15 protein-coding genes and 1 riboswitch are annotated in these 19,797 nt (G+C 41.4%); of the genes, 9 read left to right on the top strand and 6 right to left on the bottom strand.

Translation table 11 applies throughout. From position 1 onward, the window contains the following. Positions 1-31 precede the first annotated feature (31 nt). Genes eutC through eat form a run of 3 tightly spaced genes read right to left on the bottom strand, consistent with a single transcriptional unit; the run spans position 32 to position 3,484 of the window. Positions 32-793: an ethanolamine ammonia-lyase subunit EutC gene (eutC, locus tag ESA94_RS16440; RefSeq protein ID WP_129132029.1), complete on the bottom strand. Its 762-nt coding sequence runs from the start codon at positions 791-793 to the stop codon at positions 32-34. 1 nt (position 794) lies between these two features. Next, positions 795-2,168, bottom strand: a complete 1,374-nt coding sequence (locus tag ESA94_RS16435; protein WP_129132028.1) for an ethanolamine ammonia-lyase subunit EutB — start codon at positions 2,166-2,168, stop codon at positions 795-797. 2 nt (positions 2,169-2,170) lie between these two features. Beyond that, entirely contained in the window at positions 2,171-3,484 is a 1,314-nt protein-coding gene (gene eat, locus ESA94_RS16430) for an ethanolamine permease (protein WP_129132027.1), read from the bottom strand. Positions 3,485-3,631: 147 nt separating this feature from the next. Between eat and ESA94_RS16425 the strand changes: the two genes are divergently transcribed. From ESA94_RS16425 to ESA94_RS16390, 8 genes are all read left to right on the top strand, one after another. Then, positions 3,632-4,900, top strand: coding sequence for an NRAMP family divalent metal transporter (locus tag ESA94_RS16425; protein ID WP_129132026.1), 1,269 nt, complete (start codon positions 3,632-3,634; stop codon positions 4,898-4,900). A gap of 266 nt (positions 4,901-5,166) precedes the next feature. Continuing rightward, positions 5,167-5,436, top strand: a riboswitch (cobalamin riboswitch). Positions 5,437-5,549: 113 nt separating this feature from the next. Further along, complete coding sequence (locus tag ESA94_RS16420) at positions 5,550-6,521, top strand: ribonucleoside-diphosphate reductase small subunit (RefSeq protein ID WP_129132025.1); 972 nt, start codon at positions 5,550-5,552, stop codon at positions 6,519-6,521. Positions 6,522-6,643: 122 nt separating this feature from the next. Beyond that, positions 6,644-9,040: a ribonucleoside-diphosphate reductase subunit alpha gene (locus ESA94_RS16415; protein WP_129132024.1), complete on the top strand. Its 2,397-nt coding sequence runs from the start codon at positions 6,644-6,646 to the stop codon at positions 9,038-9,040. A 162-nt stretch (positions 9,041-9,202) separates the two neighbouring features. Then, the gene (locus ESA94_RS16410) at positions 9,203-9,823 is read left to right on the top strand and encodes a hypothetical protein (RefSeq protein WP_129132023.1); all 621 of its coding nucleotides are present in this window, start codon (positions 9,203-9,205) and stop codon (positions 9,821-9,823) included. Between the two features lie 73 nt (positions 9,824-9,896). Continuing rightward, on the top strand, positions 9,897-10,163 hold the full coding sequence (locus tag ESA94_RS16405) for a hypothetical protein (RefSeq protein WP_129132022.1): 267 nt from the start codon (positions 9,897-9,899) through the stop codon (positions 10,161-10,163). A gap of 87 nt (positions 10,164-10,250) precedes the next feature. Beyond that, complete coding sequence (locus ESA94_RS16400; protein ID WP_129132021.1) at positions 10,251-10,625, top strand: hypothetical protein; 375 nt, start codon at positions 10,251-10,253, stop codon at positions 10,623-10,625. Positions 10,626-11,151: 526 nt separating this feature from the next. Continuing rightward, complete coding sequence (locus ESA94_RS16395; RefSeq protein WP_129132020.1) at positions 11,152-11,703, top strand: dihydrofolate reductase family protein; 552 nt, start codon at positions 11,152-11,154, stop codon at positions 11,701-11,703. A 67-nt stretch (positions 11,704-11,770) separates the two neighbouring features. Beyond that, complete coding sequence (locus ESA94_RS16390; protein ID WP_129132019.1) at positions 11,771-11,977, top strand: hypothetical protein; 207 nt, start codon at positions 11,771-11,773, stop codon at positions 11,975-11,977. An 87-nt stretch (positions 11,978-12,064) separates the two neighbouring features. Here ESA94_RS16390 and ESA94_RS16385 read toward each other — a convergent pair whose 3' ends face one another. Continuing rightward, on the bottom strand, positions 12,065-13,255 hold the full coding sequence (locus ESA94_RS16385; RefSeq protein ID WP_164972771.1) for an MFS transporter: 1,191 nt from the start codon (positions 13,253-13,255) through the stop codon (positions 12,065-12,067). A 179-nt stretch (positions 13,256-13,434) separates the two neighbouring features. Here ESA94_RS16385 and ESA94_RS16380 point away from each other — a divergent pair, with 179 nt between their 5' ends. Next, positions 13,435-14,409: a methylenetetrahydrofolate reductase gene (locus ESA94_RS16380; RefSeq protein ID WP_129132017.1), complete on the top strand. Its 975-nt coding sequence runs from the start codon at positions 13,435-13,437 to the stop codon at positions 14,407-14,409. Between the two features lie 89 nt (positions 14,410-14,498). Here the strand turns inward: ESA94_RS16380 and ESA94_RS16375 are convergent, their stop codons facing one another. Both ESA94_RS16375 and ESA94_RS16370 read right to left on the bottom strand, forming a co-directional pair. Continuing rightward, entirely contained in the window at positions 14,499-17,180 is a 2,682-nt protein-coding gene (locus ESA94_RS16375; RefSeq protein WP_129132016.1) for a glycoside hydrolase family 3 protein, read from the bottom strand. A 242-nt stretch (positions 17,181-17,422) separates the two neighbouring features. Then, positions 17,423-19,777 carry a TonB-dependent receptor gene (locus tag ESA94_RS16370; protein ID WP_129132015.1) on the bottom strand — a complete coding sequence of 785 codons (2,355 nt, stop codon included), beginning with the start codon at positions 19,775-19,777 and terminating at the stop codon, positions 17,423-17,425. Positions 19,778-19,797: the final 20 nt, after the last annotated feature.

Genomic DNA, 19,797 nt, shown 5'->3' with positions numbered 1-19,797 from the left:
ACACGAAGGTTTCACTAAGTACACAAAGTTGTTATTCAGCCAGGAAATCCTGTTCATCATCTTTCAACGTTACACCGCTGTACTGCAAACGAAACGAAGAACTAATTAAGTAATGAATTTTTGTGGCAGCTTTTGCATAATCAATTCCTTCGGGCCGGATATTCGAAATACAATTCCTGCTTTCATCTGTTAAACCAACAGTTGGATTGTACGTAAGATAAGCGCCCATACTATCTGCCGCCGATAGACCCGGCCGTTCACCAATAAGCACCAACGACAATTTTGCATTCATCAGCGAACCAATAGTATCGCCTACAGCAACCCTTGCCTGCTGTGCAGTAGTAATTGCAATGGAGAATTTTGCTTCCTGTAATAACGGTATCAACTGTTGTAACAACGGCACTGCATGATGATTGATTGCTGTTGCTGATAAACCATCTGCCAACACCACGACAATATCAAACGATGCACTCCTGCTCTGCAATAGTTGAACAGATGCATCATTCAACTGTCGTCCAATATCGGGATGCAACAGGTACTCATTCCTGTCTTTTACTTTGCTGTGTAATGAATAAACAGGCAGATTGAATTGCTGCAGCTCCTGTGTCAGTTCTTTTACATGCAAACGTGCATACACGGCATCTCTTGCATGTGCATGTGCCAGTTTAAATTTCAGCAATTCTTTTAACGGCACAGCATGACCGGTGCGCCCCAAAGCGATCCTTGCAGCCGTAAACTGTTTTAATGCATGCCATGCATCGTCTTCAACAGGTTTATGTTTTTGAATATCCATCTTATATGTTCTTCAACAAATAATGATTGGCATCGATCGTTAAGCGGTTTCCCTCATCATCCATAATACCCTGTTGCAACAACCACTGTTCAAACTCAGGCGAAGGTTTTTTATGCAGCACTTTGCGTACATACAACGCATCGTGAAAAGAAGTGGATTGATAGTTGAGCATAATATCATCTGCCCCCGGTACACCCATAATAAAATTACAACCTGCCACACCCAGCAGTGTTAAGAGCGTATCCATATCATCCTGGTCGGCTGCGGCATGATTGGTGTAACAAATATCAACACCCATCGGCAAGCCCAATAACTTTCCACAAAAATGATCTTCGAGTGCAGCACGAATGATCTGCTTCCCATCATATAAATATTCAGGACCAATAAACCCTACAACAGAATTGACCAAATGCGGTTGATACCTGCGTGCAACAGCATACGCTCTTGCTTCGCATGTTTGCTGATCGACTCCTTCGTGTGCATTGGCCGATAACGAAGAGCCCTGCCCTGTTTCAAAATACATCCGGTTGTTGCCGATGGTTCCTTTTGGCAAACTTTCAATTGCAGCAAACACTTCATCCAACAATTTCAATGAAACACCAAAACTGTGATTTGTTTTTTCAGTTCCGCCTATTGATTGAAACACGAGATCAACCGGTGCTTTCCGTTCAATGAGTTGCAAACCGGTGGTAATATGTGTAAGCACACAACTTTGTGTTGGTATGCTGAACTTATTGATCACATCATTCAACATGTGCAATAATGTTTCAACTGTTGCAGGACTATCGGTTGCGGGGTTAATGCCGATCACTGCATCGCCGCTGCCATACAGCAATCCATCCACCATACTTGCTGCAATCCCTTTTATATCATCTGTCGGATGGTTCGGTTGCAAACGAGTAGATAAACATCCGCTTAACCCAATTGTATTGCGAAAACGGGTAACCACTTCGCATTTCTGTGCCACGGCAATCAGATCCTGGTTACGCATCAACTTACAAACAGCAGCGATCATTTCAGGAGTAAAAGCAAATGCAAGTTGTTGCAGTGTTGTTGTAGTTGCATCATCACTTAATAACCAATCACGCAGATCGCCTACAGTAAAATGAGCGATGGCTGCAAATTGTTTTGCATCATGTGTATCAATAATGAGTCTTGTAATATCATCCGTTTCGTAGGATATCACTGCTTCGTTTAAAAATGTTTTCAACGACACATCTGCCAATGCTATTTGTGCAGCAATGCGTTCTTCATACGTTAATGCAGTCAATCCTGCCAATGCATCACCACTGCGGTAAGGCGTTGCCTTCGCCAACAATGTTTTCAGATCATCAAACACATAAGTAAAATGCCGTATGGTGGAGCGGTAAGCCATTATTACTTTGTGGATGCAGTGAGTTGTTTGTGTTTGCCTAAAGTTACAAACAGTAAAAGCAGCAAGAGCAACGATGCAAAAAAGATAATACTGAGTAACGGGTTGTAATAAACGATGGCAACCAGGCAAACTGTCGATAACAGTAAAGCGATAACGGGAAAAAATGGATAGAACGGTGCTTTGAACGGACGCTCAAGCATGGGTTCTTTTTTGCGCGACACAAACAAACTCACCATGCTGATGATGTACATCACAATTGCGCCCAGCACAGAGAAAATGATCAGCTCATTTGTTTTACCCGAAACAATAGCGATAATACCGATGATACCACCAACGATTAATGCCCTGTGTGGTGTTTGAAAACGTGGATTGAGCTTTGCTAAAAAAGAAGGCAGGTATTGTTCTCTTGCCAATGAGAATAATTGTCTCGAATACGTTAAGATGATGCTGTGGAAAGAAGCAATCAATCCAAACAAACCAATACCGGCAAATATTTTTGTTAACTCACTGTCACGCCCCAACGCAATACCTACCGCTTCGGGTAAGGGATAATCAATGGCCGTTAAATTTTTCCAATCGGTGATACCGCCTGTTAACAGCATTACACCCAATGCAAGCAACACCAGTGTTACAATACCGCTAATGTATCCTTTGGGAATCGTACGTTTCGGATCTTTGGTTTCTTCGGCCACCATTGCCACACCTTCAATAGCGAGGTATAACCAAATGGCAAACGGCAACGCTGCAAATACACCGCCCCAGCCAAAGGGCATACTGTTGTGCATAAAATTCTTTAATTGAAAATGCGGCGCTACAATACCCATAAAGATGAGCAACTCGACAACAGCCAGCAATGTCACCAGCAATGTAAACAATGCCGATTCTTTAATGCCCAGCATATTGATGCCGGTGAACACAACATAACAACCAATGGCCGTGTACATCACATTCAACGAAGGATAAAGAAAATGAAGATAGCTGCCCAATGCATAAGCAATGGCCGGTGTAGCAAATAAAAATTCGATGAGTGTGGCGTATCCGGCGATCAATCCACCAATGGGGCCAAGTGCTTTATGTGCGTATGTGAACGGACCACCTGCATTAGGTATTGATGTGGTAAGTTCGGTAAAGCTGAAGATAAATGTGACGTACAAAACCGTTACAGCAAGTGTGGCGATCAACATGCCCATGGTACCTGCTACGCCCCATCCGTAATTCCAGCCAAAGTATTCGCCTGAAATAACAAGCCCCACCGCAATAGCCCATAAGTGAATTGCCGAAAGTGCTTTCTTTAAACCGGGTTGTTTTGTTGCCATAGTTTTGAATGGGTATTTTCAAAAATAACTTTTCTTACCATTCGTTGTTCGGCGCTAACGAAGAACAATTATTCTTGTGAATAGAATCAGTGATGTGCATCAGTTCTTATCGTATCTTTTACTTGTCTATCCGTAATTATATATTTCATGCATCATAAAAAAAGTTTTTCACAAAAGCTGGTAAGGTTCTGGAAAAAACTTGGTCCGGGTTTAGTTACCGGTGCAAGCGATGATGATCCTTCGGGTATTGCAACTTATTCGCAGGCAGGTGCAGCCTATGGTTTATCTACACTCTGGACATCCATTGTTGCCTTTCCATTGATGGCCATCATTCAGCAGATGTGTGCACGCATTGGCATTGTAACATCGCAGGGGTTAACCGGAACATTAAAAAAACATTATCCAAAGCCGGTACTTTATCTCATGCTGCTTTTCAGTTTTCCGGCTATTGTATTAAATATCGGGGCCGACATTGCAGGCATGGGCGCTGTGGGCAACCTGTTGTTTCCTGCAGTAGATGCAACTTACTTCAGTGTTTTCTTTACGCTTCTGTTATTGGGACTTATTATTTACCTTCCTTATCAACGCATTGCGGCTGTATTAAAATACATGTGCATTGTAATGCTGGTGTACTTTGTTGTTCCTTTTTTGTGTAAACAGGATGTTGGTGAAATTTTAAAAGCCACTTTTATTCCAGAGATAAGGTTCGATAAAGATTTTATTGCCATCCTGGTGGGCATTCTTGGTACAACCATCTCGCCCTATTTATTTTTCTGGCAGGCTTCGGTTGAAGTGGAAGAAATGAAACACAAGAAGAAGCATTTGATCGTTGATAAAAAACTCGTGCATGCCATTAATAAAGATGTGGATACAGGCATGACCTTTTCGGGTTTTGTGATGTATTTTATTATTCTTACCACCGGCTCTGTTCTGTTTAAAGAAGGTATTCACCAGATCGATACGGTTGAACAGGCTGCAAGTGCATTAAAACCACTGGCCGGAAATTTAGCTTACCTGTTGTTTTCCATTGGTGTGATTGGAACCGGGCTCATCGCTATTCCGGTGCTGAGTGGTTCCATCTCTTATATTATTACCGAAACTTTTGGCTGGGAAGAAGGGCTCGATAAAAAGTTTCATGAAGCCAAAGCGTTCTACGTCATCATTGCTCTTTCGCTTTTACTCGGGCTGTCGTTAAATTATGTTGGTATCTCCCCCATCAAAGCATTGATCTATACCGCCATCCTCTACGGTGTTACGGCACCTGTACTTATCGCCATTATTCTGCATATCTCCAACAACAAAGAAATTATGGGCGAAAACGTAAACACCCGTACAGAAAATATGCTCGGATTTGTTGCATTGGCAATTATGGCAGCAAGCGCAGGTATTTTGCTGTATTTGCAGTTTGCATCTTAAAGCAAGGCCTCACGAAGCGTCATTGCGAGCCTTGTTTTTGGCGAAGCAATCTGCAAATCACATTTTTACTTCGTGGCAAGAGATTGCTTCGTGCCTCGTCCTGAGCTTGTCGAAGGATGACGTTGGTGCAGTCATCTATGATTACAATCTGCCAAAAAAAAGTTCAACCGTTTACTCCCGCACACCTGTGATAAAGCAATTCCTGTTTTTCTTTTTTTTCAACATCACGTGAATAACAACTTCTGTTTATTCAACAGATTGGGGTTTATTTTACAGTCCGTCTCGGTTGACAATTCGCTTTTCAGCGCATTGCATTAAAAGGGAATCAGGTGTAAATCCTGAACTATCCCCGTAGCTGTGAGTTCTTTTTGATGAGTAATCAGTAATGAATGATGAGTAAAGCCCCGGCAACCACTCATTGCTCATTTTTCATCACTCATCCTGTTGAATCTACAAACCACTGTTCCGCTTTGGCGAAATGGGAAGGTGTTCAGCAGAGAACAAGTCAGAAGACCTGCCGGTAGGAAATATTAGTCACAACGCTTTCGGGAGAAAAGCATTTGTACTGATCGTTTTCGCCACCCCTAAAGTGGCTCAATCTTTCAGCACTATACTCGTCCCCGTTTGCCAATAAGTAAATAAAGCAAACATGAATCACGCAGATGAGATCCTGTTAAAGGAAAACAAAGACCGTTTTGTTATTCTACCAATTAATTATCCTGAAATATGGAAACGCTATAAGCAACACGAAGCAAGTTTCTGGACAGCTGAAGAAATTGATTTAAGTGGTGATCTGAAAGACTGGGATGCCCTCAACGATGGCGAACGTCATTTCATTTCGCATGTACTCGCCTTTTTTGCAGCAAGCGATGGCATCGTCAACGAAAACCTTGCAGTGAATTTTATGAGCGAAGTGCAGCTGCCCGAAGCAAGATGTTTTTATGGTTTCCAGATCATGATGGAAAACATTCACAGCGAAACATACGCCCTGCTCATTGATACTTATATTAAAGACCCGCAGGAAAAATATAAACTCTTCCATGCCATCGATACCGTTCCTGCTGTAAAGAAAAAAGCAGAATGGGCTTTGCGTTGGATCGAGAATGGAAATTTTGCGGAACGTCTTGTTGCCTTTGCTGCAGTAGAAGGTATTTTCTTCAGCGGCAGCTTCTGCTCTATTTTCTGGTTAAAGAAACGTGGATTGATGCCGGGCTTAACCTTCAGCAACGAACTCATCAGCCGTGATGAAGGTTTGCATTGCGAATTTGCCTGCTTACTCTACAGCATGTTGCAAAACAAACTCACCGAAGAAGAAGTTCGCACCATTATTACTGATGCAGTCACCATCGAAAAAGAATTCATAACTGAAGCATTGCCTGTGGCATTAATTGGTATGAATGCAAAACTGATGCAGCAATACATTGAGTTTGTAGCTGATCGTTGGTTAAGCGAATTAGGTTATGCAAAAGTGTACAACGCAACCAATCCATTCGACTTTATGGAAATGATCTCCTTACAGGGTAAAACCAACTTCTTTGAGAAGCGTGTAGGCGATTACCAGAAAGCAGGTGTGATGGGCGGAAGCGAAACGCAGGTGTTTTCAACCGACGAAGACTTTTAGAAAGTGAGTGGTGAATGGTGCCGAACAATTAGAATAATATTGAGCTGAGCACGCACACTCACCACTGACTACTCCCTACTCACCTATTATATTATCGCAAATCATAAAACTTACACCCCATTATGTTTGTAGTAAAACGGAACGGCAAAACAGAATCGGTAAAATTCGATAAGGTTACAGCAAGGATCGAGAAGCTCAGTTACAGCCTCAGTCCGATGGTAAACGTTATTGATGTTGCCAAAAAAACAATTGAAGGTATTTACGCAGGTGTGGCTACAACCGACCTCGATAACCTGGCTGCTGAAACTGCAGCGTCATTAACAATTACGCATCCTGATTATGCAATTCTTGCATCACGCATTGCTGTGAGCAACCTGCATAAGAACACCATCAAGAGTTTTTCACACACCATGAAAAACCTCTACAACTATGTAGATAAAGCAACCGGTAAAAAATTACCGTTGATCGCTGATGATGTGATGCGCATTATTGAAGAGAACGCAGAACTATTAGACAGCACTATCATTTATGATCGTGATTTCGCCTTTGATTATTTCGGTTTTAAAACACTGGAAAAATCATACCTCTTAAAGATCGATGGAAAAATTGCGGAACGTCCGCAACACATGTACATGCGTGTGGCCGTTGGTATTCACAAAGAAGATATCGACAGCGTGATTAAAACCTATCACTTAATGAGTGAGCGTTGGATGACGCATGCCACGCCTACTTTATTCAACGCAGGTACACCTAAACCACAAATGAGTTCTTGCTTCCTCTTAACCATGAAGGAAGACAGCATTGATGGTATTTATGATACGTTGAAGCAGACAGCAAAAATTTCGCAGAGTGCAGGTGGTATCGGTTTGGCTATTCATAATATTCGTGCAACAGGTAGCTATATCGGTGGCACCAACGGTACCAGCAACGGCATCATCCCTATGCTGAAAGTATTTAACGATACGGCTCGCTATGTTGACCAGGGTGGTGGTAAACGTAAAGGCGCCTTTGCTATTTATCTTGAACCATGGCATGCAGATATTTTCGAGTTCCTCGATCTGCGTAAGAATCATGGTAAAGAAGAAATGCGTGCGAGAGATCTGTTCTATGCATTGTGGATCTGCGATCTGTTTATGCAACGTGTGGAAGCAAACGGCGAATGGAGTTTGTTCTGTCCGAACGAAGCACCGGGCTTAAGCGAAAGCTGGGGCGAAGAATTTGAAAAACTGTACACGCAATACGAAGCAGAAGGAAAAGCAAGAAAAACCATCAAGGCGCAAGACCTTTGGTTTGCTGTGTTGCAATCGCAGATTGAAACAGGTACACCCTACATGCTGTATAAAGATGCTGCCAACCGCAAATCAAACCAGCAGAACCTCGGTACTATTAAAAGTTCGAACCTGTGTACAGAGATCATGGAATATACCAGTCCTGATGAAGTGGCGGTATGTAACCTTGCATCATTGGCACTCCCCCGCTTTGTGATCGATGGCAAGTTCGATCATAATAAATTGTACGAGGTTACTTACCAGACAACAAAGAACCTCAACAAGATCATCGATAACAACTACTACCCTGTTGAAGAAGCAAGGAACAGCAACATGCGTCACCGCCCGATTGGTTTAGGTGTGCAGGGTTTGGCCGATGTGTTCATCTTACTGCGTTTGCCGTTTGAAAGCGATCTCGCAAAAATGCTGAACAAAAACATTTTTGAAACCATCTACTTTGCTGCGATGACAGCAAGTAAAGACCTCGCAAAAGAACAAGGCGCTTATGAAACCTTTGCAGGTTCACCGGTATCAAAAGGAATTTTCCAGTTTGATATGTGGGGCGTAACACCAACCGACCGTTGGGATTGGGCTACACTGAAAGAAGAAGTGAAAACTGTTGGTGTGCGTAACTCTTTATTGGTTGCACCAATGCCTACTGCCTCTACATCGCAGATATTTGGTAACAACGAATGTTTTGAACCCTACACTTCCAACATTTACACACGCCGTGTATTGAGTGGTGAGTTTATTATTGTGAACAAGCATTTGCTGAAAGATTTGGTGAATCTCGGTTTGTGGAACAACAGCATGAAGAACAAGATCATTGCAGCAAACGGTTCGATCCAGAACATTGAGGAAATACCTGCTGACATTAAAGAACTGTACAAAACAGTTTGGGAGATCAAGCAACGCAATATCATTGATATGGCTGCTGATCGTGGAGCATACATCTGTCAGTCGCAATCGTTGAATCTGTTTGTTGATAATCCAACTGCTTCTAAACTCACCTCGATGCATTTCCACGCATGGAAGAAAGGTTTAAAAACAGGTATGTATTACCTGCGTACGCAAGCTGCTACACAAGCCGTGCAGTTTACGGTGGAGAAACAGGCAAGCGCTGATATCAGTCCGGTGATTCCTTCAACAGAAAAAACAAACAACGCACAAACAACAACCGACATTGAACCTACACAGGTTGATGGTCCTACCTGCAGCATGCAGGATGGTTGTATCAGTTGTGGTTCGTAAGTGTTACTGTATGAATATTGAAATCCCCTTGTTGTAAGAAGCAAGGGGATTTTTTTGTGAGGTGATGAGAAGTTTGGTTATGTGAGAAGTGGCATATAATTTAGTGTTAGGCACAATTCGTTTGAACCACATTTACCTTTTAAACTAGAGTATTATATTTCTATGTTGACAAACCAAGACATAAAACAACAATTGCTTTCTGAGTTGAATAAAACAATTACTGAATTTAAGGAAGCAGACCCGAGCCAGAATCATCTATTGCAGTTAGAAAAACTCCTAGAGTATGACTTCGAATCGTATAAAGAAATTGTAAAAAATGAAATCAGAGGTAATTTGAAATCTTACTGGACAAATCATGAAAACGGAATCAATCCTGAACAAAAACTAGATGCGATATTATTTGAACATTATGTTCCTGATTCCGTCAATTTGAAAGCAGTTGCTTATGGAATAATCGACTGGAGCAAAGAAGCTGTTGACAATATCGAAATTGATATGGGTCACGGATACGATTTCGCTGAGGGCTTCGAACAAGTTGAGGGTTTAACCCTTGACTTTTTTAATCCTTATGTGAATTTCTATGAATCCGATGAAAATTTACAGCTAGCACATTGCTACAGGCTAAAAGGTACAATTGCAATTCACGAAGCCTTTTACGAATTAAATCAAACCAACGAATTTGATTGCATAAACAAGAACGATGATTTTTATTTTTTGTTAGGAGAACACGATTCATTTTGTTATGCAGTTTTATCAATTTCGTCGGCCCGGGGTCTGGTCTAATCGACCTCTGGAGTCAAGAATATAAATCCCGAGGTCCACTCCATGAGGCTTCGGGCGAACAAAATATTTTATTATGAAGGATTTGCCAATAGTTGGTAATTATTATTTTAACATACAATGTGAGAACTTTCATGATCCTGATACGGGAAGAATAAGAGTGCGCCCATTACCTGGTCAAGGTATACCAAGTAATTTAGTTATTGAATGCAGTAAAGATGAAAGAGAACGTTATCCAATTGGAACAAAATTTATGACAGAAAGCGTAAAAGTATGTCGTAAACCAGATGGTAGAATGTATTTGCGGGCTAAAGATCAAATGATTTATAAGATTGACAGATAATCCCTTTTCATCGGCTCAGGGACTGGTGCAACCGACACGTCGAAAGCTTGAAAATTGAGACTTATTTCACCAACCTTCCATTAATCAATGCTCAGAATAGTTTTTTTCATTTCAACAATCTCATTTTTATTCGTTTCCTGTGATGGCTATGATGATGTAACCATTAAAGATGCATACATCTCATTATTAAATGATTCGTTGTTAAAAGAGCATAAAAAAGGGTCGGCATGGACTCACTCACCTGACCAAATTGCAAGACACTTTTATCCTCCAGTGCCAAATGAAACAAACCCGAAATATACAATCGACTCGAAATCCAACTATAATTCTGTGGTCACTATTGATCATGGAGGTCCTTATGATGATGAAGTATTAGGTGAACGCCACATTCTGTACTTAAAACTAAAAGACGAACATTGGACAATTGTTGATATAAAGCATCAAATAAAAAGGAGACTGTAACATCTTCTTCCCCCGTTGGCGCAAGCGTCTCGCTTGTGCCTTATACTTTTGCACAACAGCGCAAATCATTCCACCATTCGTACCTACGGCACGAAAACATCTTTCAACAACATCGTTCTACCCGTCAATTGTTCCCATGGAACAAGAACAATCCTACTCAGCAAATCCATACACACAACAGCCTGCTCCGTAGGAGCAAATGATGGGTAGATAAATACAACATGAATGTTGGCGTGCCGTAGGTACGCATGATCTGGTAAAATGTTTGCAATAAACCCGTCCGACGAGGGCGTCTGACGGGAGGCTTCGATAGTCGCCATTGCTATAATACCCCAGCAGTCCAGGAAAAACAGGTCGCTCCTACGCAACAAAACCGATTCTTTGTGTTATTGATAGTATCAAATGATACTATCAGTCTCTGTAAAAGAGGTGGCTTGTTCAGACGCATTCCACCTTGCATTTTGTCCCGATCACACCCTGAAACTATTAATGATGAGGTTTAGGTTTGTACACACAAACACATATCATGGCAACTTTATCAAGCTTTACCTTTCTTTCACTTGATGGTTATTACAAAGGATTGAATGAAGACATCGGTTGGCACCAACATGGTGAGGAAGAAGGACAATTTTCTGCTGAGAGTTTACAAGCAGGCAATATTCTTTTATTCGGGAGGAAAACATTTGAAATGATGAACGCTTTCTGGCCTACAGAAATGGCGGCGCAACAATTTCCTGATGTAGCAAGAGGAATGAATGAAGCGAAAAAAATAGTGGCATCAGATACACTTCAAAAAACTGATTGGAACAATACAGAGATCATCAGTGGCAACATTGTTGAACAAATACGTCAATTAAAACAAAACTCAGCAAAAAATATCACCATACTTGGCAGCGGCCAGCTATTAACCGCCTTAGCAGCGGAAGATCTTATTGATGAGTATAGCATCATGATCGATCCCGTTGCCATTGGCGCAGGTACTGCTTTGTTCAATGGATTAACCACTCCCCTGCAATTACAACTCATCAGCACAAGATCATTTAAAAGCGGCGTGGTATTACACAACTATAAACGATAACATCCACTTTCCGCACACAGTTTTACTATCTTTATGCAGCATTTTTTCACCACTCAATCATCTCATCATGAAAAACAAAACAGGGATCATGATCGGTTTTATTGCAGGTGCTGCAGGTTTTCTACTGTTGTTCAAATTCATCTTTCTTGATAGAATTCCGCCCGAAGATGAAGTAGCTCCCGGGCTTGTGGTACTGGCGGCCATCTTCAACGGGCTGTTGTTTGCTTTCATTGGTTCATGGCTGCAGGGTTATCTTGGAAAAAAGAAGATCTGATTTTTTTCTACCATTCATTTGCCCGTAGTTGTTCTCAAATGAAACCCACCAGTCGAATGGAATGAATGAAATCATTGAAAGAAAAAATTATTCTTTTTTACCGGAAGTCAAGATCATTCCAACAATACTTACAATTAATGCCGCAACAGCTAAGGGCAGCACATTCGCAATCATAAAATGATTTATGATGGTTCCGATTAAAGAACCGATAAAGAAAAACAACGTTCCGTAAACCGAAGCTGCAATGCCTGCTTTACTTCCCATTGGTTCCAGTGCTAATGCACTGCTGTTGGGATCGGCTGCAACCGTAAACGACATCAACAAACCAATACATGCAACAAAATACCAGAGCGGAAGCGGATTACCGATGATGAAATGTAAAGCAACAAACAACAACGATACAAGCAGGTATGCACTTAAAAAGAAACGCAACACTTTTTTCGCTCCAAAGCGTTTTGTAAAATAAGAATTGCTTAATGCAAACACAGCCATCACCGCACCAATTATTCCGAATATCCAGGGAAACATAGCTGGCTGCAAATACAACTCTCCAATAATCCGTTCAGAACTTGAAACGTAAGCTGTAAGAATCGAAAAGATAATGGTGGCTGTAATGCAATAACGCATAAATGCCCGGTTCGTGAGTACATACCATAACTGCGGAAAACTTTTAATAAATCCGGTTTTCAACCGTGCTTCTGCAGGAAGTGTTTCTGCTAACCGGAACGACCATACGAAAACAGGAATGGCAAATAAAGGCGGAATAAGAAATACCACCTGCCACGATGAATGCTGCAATACAAATGATCCCAACGCAGGAGCTATCACCGGTGTAAGCAACATGATGGTTAATACAAACGACATCACTCTTGCCATTTCACTGCCTGCATACTGATCACGTACAGAAGCAATGGCCGTCATTAACACAGCTGCTGCACCCATTCCACTAAAAAAACGCAGCAATAACATAATGCTGAGTGCCGGTGCAAATACAGTTGCTATTCCGCAAAAAATATAAATAACAAAACCGAGGCGCAAAACGGGCAAGCGGCCATACCTGTCGGTTAAATAGCCGAAGAACAATTGTGTGATCTGTCCCATAAAAAAGTAAGAGATCAGATTGGCAGTTGCTGTGCTGTTTTCGGGCAAACCAAAATGATGACGGATAGCTCCTAATGCCGGCAACATAATATCAATGCCCAGTGCCGTGAGTATCATTGAACAGGAAGTAAACACGATCACTTCCTTTGTAGATTTGGCGCTTCGTTTTTTTTGCATGAATAAGATTGGTCTGCAAACTAATGAATCGAGATAATATTTTGTCATCGGCTGCTGTTTCCGCCAGGCTTCATAAAAAAAGGATTTGATCAATTTCTGATTTGCCTACCATTCGTTTGCCCGGCAGCACTTACATTTGTATGTTCTAATAATCGAAACCGACCAGTTTATTGCAGCGAATGAAATCATTAAAAGAAAAAATTGAGGCCCGTGAGCACGGATTATTGCTTTACAGTTTTACTCCTCCAAAAATTACTACGGAAAAAGAAAAACTGCAGACCATTGCCGAAAAGCAGATCAACCGTATCAACAATCTTGCGATTGATGGTTTGATCCTTTACGATATACAGGATGAAAGTCACCGTACAAATGAGCAGCGTACGTTCCCCTTTATTCAAACTGTTCCGCCAGAAGAATATTTCAGGCATTACCTCAACAGCATTAAAGCACCAAGCATTATTTATAAAAGCATTGCCAACCAAACAAAGGAAAGCTTTAATGAATGGCTTTGCAATAACAAAGACCTGGAGAATTTTGTGTTTGTAGGTGCATCTTCAAGTGCGCAGGTTGCTGAAACAAATTTTGCGTTGACGGATGCATACGATCTGCGCAAAGAACTGCATCAGCATTTAATGCTTGGCGGTATTACCATTCCCGAACGCCATTCGAAAAAAGGCGACGAGCACAAACGTATTTTTTCAAAAACAGAAAAGGGTTGTAGCTTCTTTGTATCGCAATGTGTGTACAATGTGTACGAATCGAAAAATCTTCTCTCCGATTATCATTACGATTCTATTGATAATAATTACGAACTGAAACCGATCTTCTTTACACTCAGTCCATGTGGCTCTATTAAAACATTAGAGTTTATGAAGTGGCTGGGTATTGAAGTGCCGAAGTGGCTGTACAACGATCTGAAACATGCGAAGGATATTTTAGAAACATCGGTAAGAACTTCTATTCTTATTGCTGATGAAATTTTAGAATTTGCTGCACAAAAACAAATACCGGTTGGGTTTAATATCGAAAGTATCTCCAATAAAAAAGATGAGATCGATGCGGCAACAGAGATCCTTACTGTTGTTGCAGGCAGATTAAAACAGGCGAGAAAAAAGACAACTGTAGAAACAGTTGCAGAAGCATCCCCTTTATAAAATGGTTTTTCCGATAAACAGAAACCCCTTGTTAATGAAACAAGGGGTTTTATTTTTTTAAAACGAAAGTATACTTCGCACAAACCTTCCTATTTAACTTCCAGTATTGTTCTCAATCGTATATCCATACTGGAACTGCCGATCATGATGCGGAAAGTTCCCGGCTCAATCACTTCTTTCAGGTTTACATCCAACATCTTCAACAGATCGGGTGTAATGGTAAACACCACTTCCTTTTCTTCGCCCGGTGCAAGTGTTATACGCTGAAAGCCTTTTAATTCTTTTAAAGGTCTTGCAACAGACGACAGTTCATCACGGATATACAATTGCACCACTTCATCGCCTTTTACTTTACCTGTATTTTTTAACTTGAATGATACACGCATGTTTTCACCTGCACGGATCACCTGCTTATCTGTTTGCAAAGCAGCATATTCAAAACTGGTGTAGCTCAATCCAAAACCAAACGGAAATAAAGGTTGACCTGTCAAGTTAGTATAATCATCGCCACGGCCTGTTGGTTTATGATTATACACAAGTGGCAATTGCGCTTCTGCAACAGGAAATGTAACAGGCAATCTTCCCGCCGGACTGTAATCACCAAACAACACATCTGCAACTGCATTACCACCCGCATCACCTGGATACCAAATATCGAGTACACTGTTTACTTTATCTAACCAATTGGTCATCGTAACAGCACTGCCGCCAACCAACAATACTACAACCGGTTTACCTGTTGACGCAACTCGTTTGATCAGCTCTTCCTGTTTGCCCGGCAACGATAATAAAGCCCGGTCGTTAAACTCGCCTTCTTCGATACCAACTACAACAACTGCAACATCACTGTTCTTTGCTATTTGAACTGCTTCTGCAATTTTCTGTTCACTGTTATCCTGCACAGCAACATTCCATACCAAACGCAGCCATGCATTACCTGCGGGCTCGTAATATTCAATACGTATATCGTACTCCTTCCCTTTTTCAAAGTTGTAATCAACAAGTGTGGTTGAATACGATTGTTTTTTCCAGTTATCAATCACCATCTTATTGTTGATGTATAAACGATAACCATCATTGCCATCAATACCGATCTTGTATTTACCGGTTACAGGCGATTGCAGTTTACCTGTCCATCTTGCAGAGAAAAAATCATAATTAATCTTTTCAGGATTGGGAGAAAACAATGTCCATTGAAATTGAATGGCTTCATCAATGCGTTCAACAACAGGTTTGCCTTCCATTGTTACATTGTTGAAATATTCGCCCTTTAATCCTTTTACTTTCTTTCCATCCTTTATTGTTGACAAATTACTACCCGGCACAAAGCTCCATGTTTTATGTTCTCTTCCAGGTCCGGGTGCATACAATACGTTTGCAGTTCCTGTTTTTGTTTTGATACCATCGAGTATTGATACTTTGATGTTGCCAGGTCCGCTATAACCGCCCAGTCTTGCTTCAACAGCATCAACACCTATTACAGCAATTTTCTGCAACGATTTTTTTAACGGCAATACATTTGTTATTGATCCCTTTGCAGGACTGTTCTTCAACAGCACAAATGAATTTCTTGCAGCTTCTCTTGCAAGATCATGATGCAATGCTGCCGTCCACACACCGGCATCTTCTTCTTTCATATAAGGCTGCTCAAACAATCCTAATTCAAATTTGATGCGCAACACTCTTGCAACAGCACTATCGATCACAGCCTGGTTCATACTGTTGTTAAGAAAAGGAGGATCGAATAAACGATGATGTTCAAATGCTGTTTGAAAAATTACATCCAAGCCATTCTCAACCGATTTCTTTCCTGCTTCTGCATAATCTTTTGCTGTAAAGTGTAAGACATTAGCGCCGCCTGTTGCTCCTGCATCAGAAATAACAAAACCATTGAAGCCCCATTCCTTTTTTAATTTTTCATTCAGCAACCAGTTGTTGGCAGTGCAGGGAGAACCATCAAATGAATTATACGCCGTCATGATACTTCTTGCACCACCCTTTTGTACCACTTCTTTAAACGGAACGAAGTACGTTTCTTCAAGCAAACGGTTATTGTAGTGAATGGGGTAACTGTCTCTGCCACCTTCACCATGATTCACCGCAAAATGTTTGGGCGTTGTTACCACGCCACGTTGTTCAAATGCTTTTACAAATGCAACGCCCATTGCTGAAGTAAGAAAAGGATCTTCTCCATAAGTTTCTTCCACTCTACCCCAACGCACATCAGTTGCAAGGTTCACCACCGGTGAAAGAATTTGACGGATGCCTCTTGCTTTACTTTCCATCGCAATGGCTGCAGCAACTCTGTTCATGAGTGATGTATCCCATGTAGCAGCCAGTGCAATTGCCTGCGGAAAAGCAGTTGCTTCGTAACGTACAAGACCATGCAACGCCTCATCAAACGCAATGATGGGAATGCCCAGCTTTGTTTGCTCAACAAAATATTTTTGAATGGCATTGATCTTGGTCAATGTTTGTTTTCCTGTTTGTCCGGGATTATAATTGAGAATTTGTGCAGCTGCACCCTGTTGTTGTTGAATAGTATTGACCTGGAAACCGAAGATGCCGTTTTTGTATTGCGAAGGTTCGCTACCAAGATCGCCGGGAATCATAAACAACTGCCAGAATTTTTCTTCCGGGGTCATGCGTTGCAGCAGATCTTTTACTCTTGTTTCTATTGGCAGATCGGCACGTTTATAAGCAGGTATTGTTTGTGCATGTAACTGAACAATTGAAAAACAGGCTAAAAAAAACAAACTGATCTTTTGCATAACAATTTTTTCAACAATAAAAATCGAATTAGAAGAACAAGGCGAAACCCTGTTCGGGCAAATGTAGGTATCCTCCAAACATCCTTTATACAGAACGGAGCAAATGGGCTTTTTTTATAAAAGTTGATTTTTCTTGCCACAAAGACACGAAAGCGCTAGGAGCGCAAAGAAGAAAAAGTATTTAAACCTGTGTTTGTTTTCCTTCGTGCCACTTTGCGTCTTTGAGCCTTTGTGGCGAAAGACTACAATTTAAAATTCAATGTAACACTTGGTATGATCGGGAACAACGACACCTGCCTTGCTTCCACTTCCAATGTGCCCTGGTAGGGATTTCCTGTCTGGTCGTAGTAAATGAAATAAGGATTCTGACGGCTGTATGCATTGTACACACTAAACACCCACTCCATTTTCAGCTTACGCACTTTCTTAGGCTGTGGTGTATAAATAGCGGAAAGATCAAGACGATGATACGATGGCAAGCGATATTGATTAATGCGGCTGTACTGCTGCGTTAGTACACCATCCACCAGAAAGAAACGTTCAGGTAAGGTGAATGCGTTACCTGTACCAAACACAAACACTGCAGAGTATTTCCATTTCTTGTTTTGCTGATAGTTGGTCACCACACTCAGATCATGCCTGCGATCATAACGACCGGGATATTTATCACCATCATTTAACTGGGGAAACCTGCGCCATGTCCAGGATAAAGTATAACCGATCCATCCTGTGAAATTGCCTCTTGCTTTGTTTACATAAAACTCAGCGCCATAGCTCCATCCCTTACCAAATACAAAACTTTCTTCAGGATCACCAATGCCCGGTGTGTATCCTTCTTTGTATTCGATCTGGTTCTGCATGGTTTTGTAATACACTTCAACTGAAGTTTCCCAGGTATTGTCTTTAAAGTTTTTAAAGAAGCCTGCTGCATATTGCCAGCCGATCTGTGGTTTTACACGATGCGTACTCGGTACCCAGATGTCTGTTGGCAATGTTGTACCAGCATTACTCACCAAATGAATGAACTGCAGGTTACGTGTAACGGCCGCCTTGATAGATGTTTCATCATTCAATGCATACCGAATAGTTGCACGTGGTTCCAAACCACCATATTGCTGTACGCCCTTCCCTCTTCCATACACCATACTGTCGAGTTTGTTACCATCGGCATCTTTTACATACAATGTGTAAGGGCCTACCTGTTGAAACATGCTGTAACGTAACCCATAGTTGATCTTGAGTTGATCATTCACTTCCCAATCGTCCATGAGATACAAAGCCAGCTCATGTGCAAACTTGTTGTTCACGGTTTGTGGTTCAAACACCACATCACCACTCTTTCCACTCGTTGTTTGTGGATTGAATTTGTGAAACGTATAATTCACACCATACTTTAACTGGTGACCGGTAACAGGATAATAATCGAAATCTATCTTCGCACTCACATCACGAATAGCCGAGTTGAGGTTGATCTCAAAATCACTTTGCGTGCCACCAAAAGCAAAACGATAATCGTTCCATACAAGTGAAGTATTTGAAAACAGCTTATTACTGAACACATGATTCCAACGCACGGTACCTGTTGAATTACCCCAGGGGATGCGTGCACCAAAGCTGCGTTCTTTGTTGTTGAAGGTGAATACATCTCTGCCGAAATAACCGCTGGCGAAAAGACGATCCTTCTCTGAGAATTTATAATTGAATTTTGTATTGAGATCGTAGAAATAATAACCGCTGCCGTAGAAATCACTTTCCTTTTTAATGAACGGCTTTGCAAGAATATCTACATAGGTTCTGCGTGCAGAAACAATGAACGATGCTTTTTCTTTTACAACCGGCCCTTGTATGGATACACGAGAAGAGATCGTACCAATACCACCTTCCACCTGGAACTTTTTATTATTACCATCTTTCATGGCAATATCCACCACGCTGCTGATGCGGCCACCGTAGTTGGCAGGCATACCGCCTTTGATCAAACTCACATTCTTCAACGCATCACTGTTAAACACAGAAAAGAAACCAAACAGGTGACCGGGATTGTACACCACTGCATCATCCAGCAAAATCAAATTCTGATCAGGACCACCACCACGCACATACAAACCACTGTTGCCTTCGCCTGCATTGCGTACACCGGGCAACAGTTGCAATACTTTAATCGGATCAACTTCACCGGCTAATGCAGGAACTGATTTGATCTGGTTCATGCTTAACTCAAACTTGCCCATTTGTGCGCTCTTTACATTCAGGTCACGCTTTTTAGAATAAATGATCACTTCCTGTGAAATTGCAATGCGTGGAGCAAGATCGAAATTGAGAGAGGTATTACTGTTGAGATCGATGTCAATTTCTTTGGCTGTAAAGCCCACATGCGATACCGTTAGTGTGTAGCTGCCTTTGTCGAGTGTGATGGAATAAAAACCGTATTGGTTGGAGCTGATGCCTTTTGTGCGACTTTTTACACTGATGGTGGCACCAATAATGGTTTCGTTACTGGTGCTGTCTTTTACGTAACCGCTGATGGTGAATTTCTCCTGTGCGGTTACAAATGAAAAGCTGATGATGAAAATGATAAGGAAAAGGTGCTTGAGCATTCAGTTCTTTTTTACAGTTC

The sequence above is a fragment of the Lacibacter luteus genome (assembly GCF_004118265.1).
In the GTDB taxonomy this organism is placed as follows: Bacteria; Bacteroidota; Bacteroidia; order Chitinophagales; family Chitinophagaceae; genus Lacibacter; species Lacibacter luteus.
This window is presented reverse-complemented; position numbering and strand designations above follow the sequence as displayed.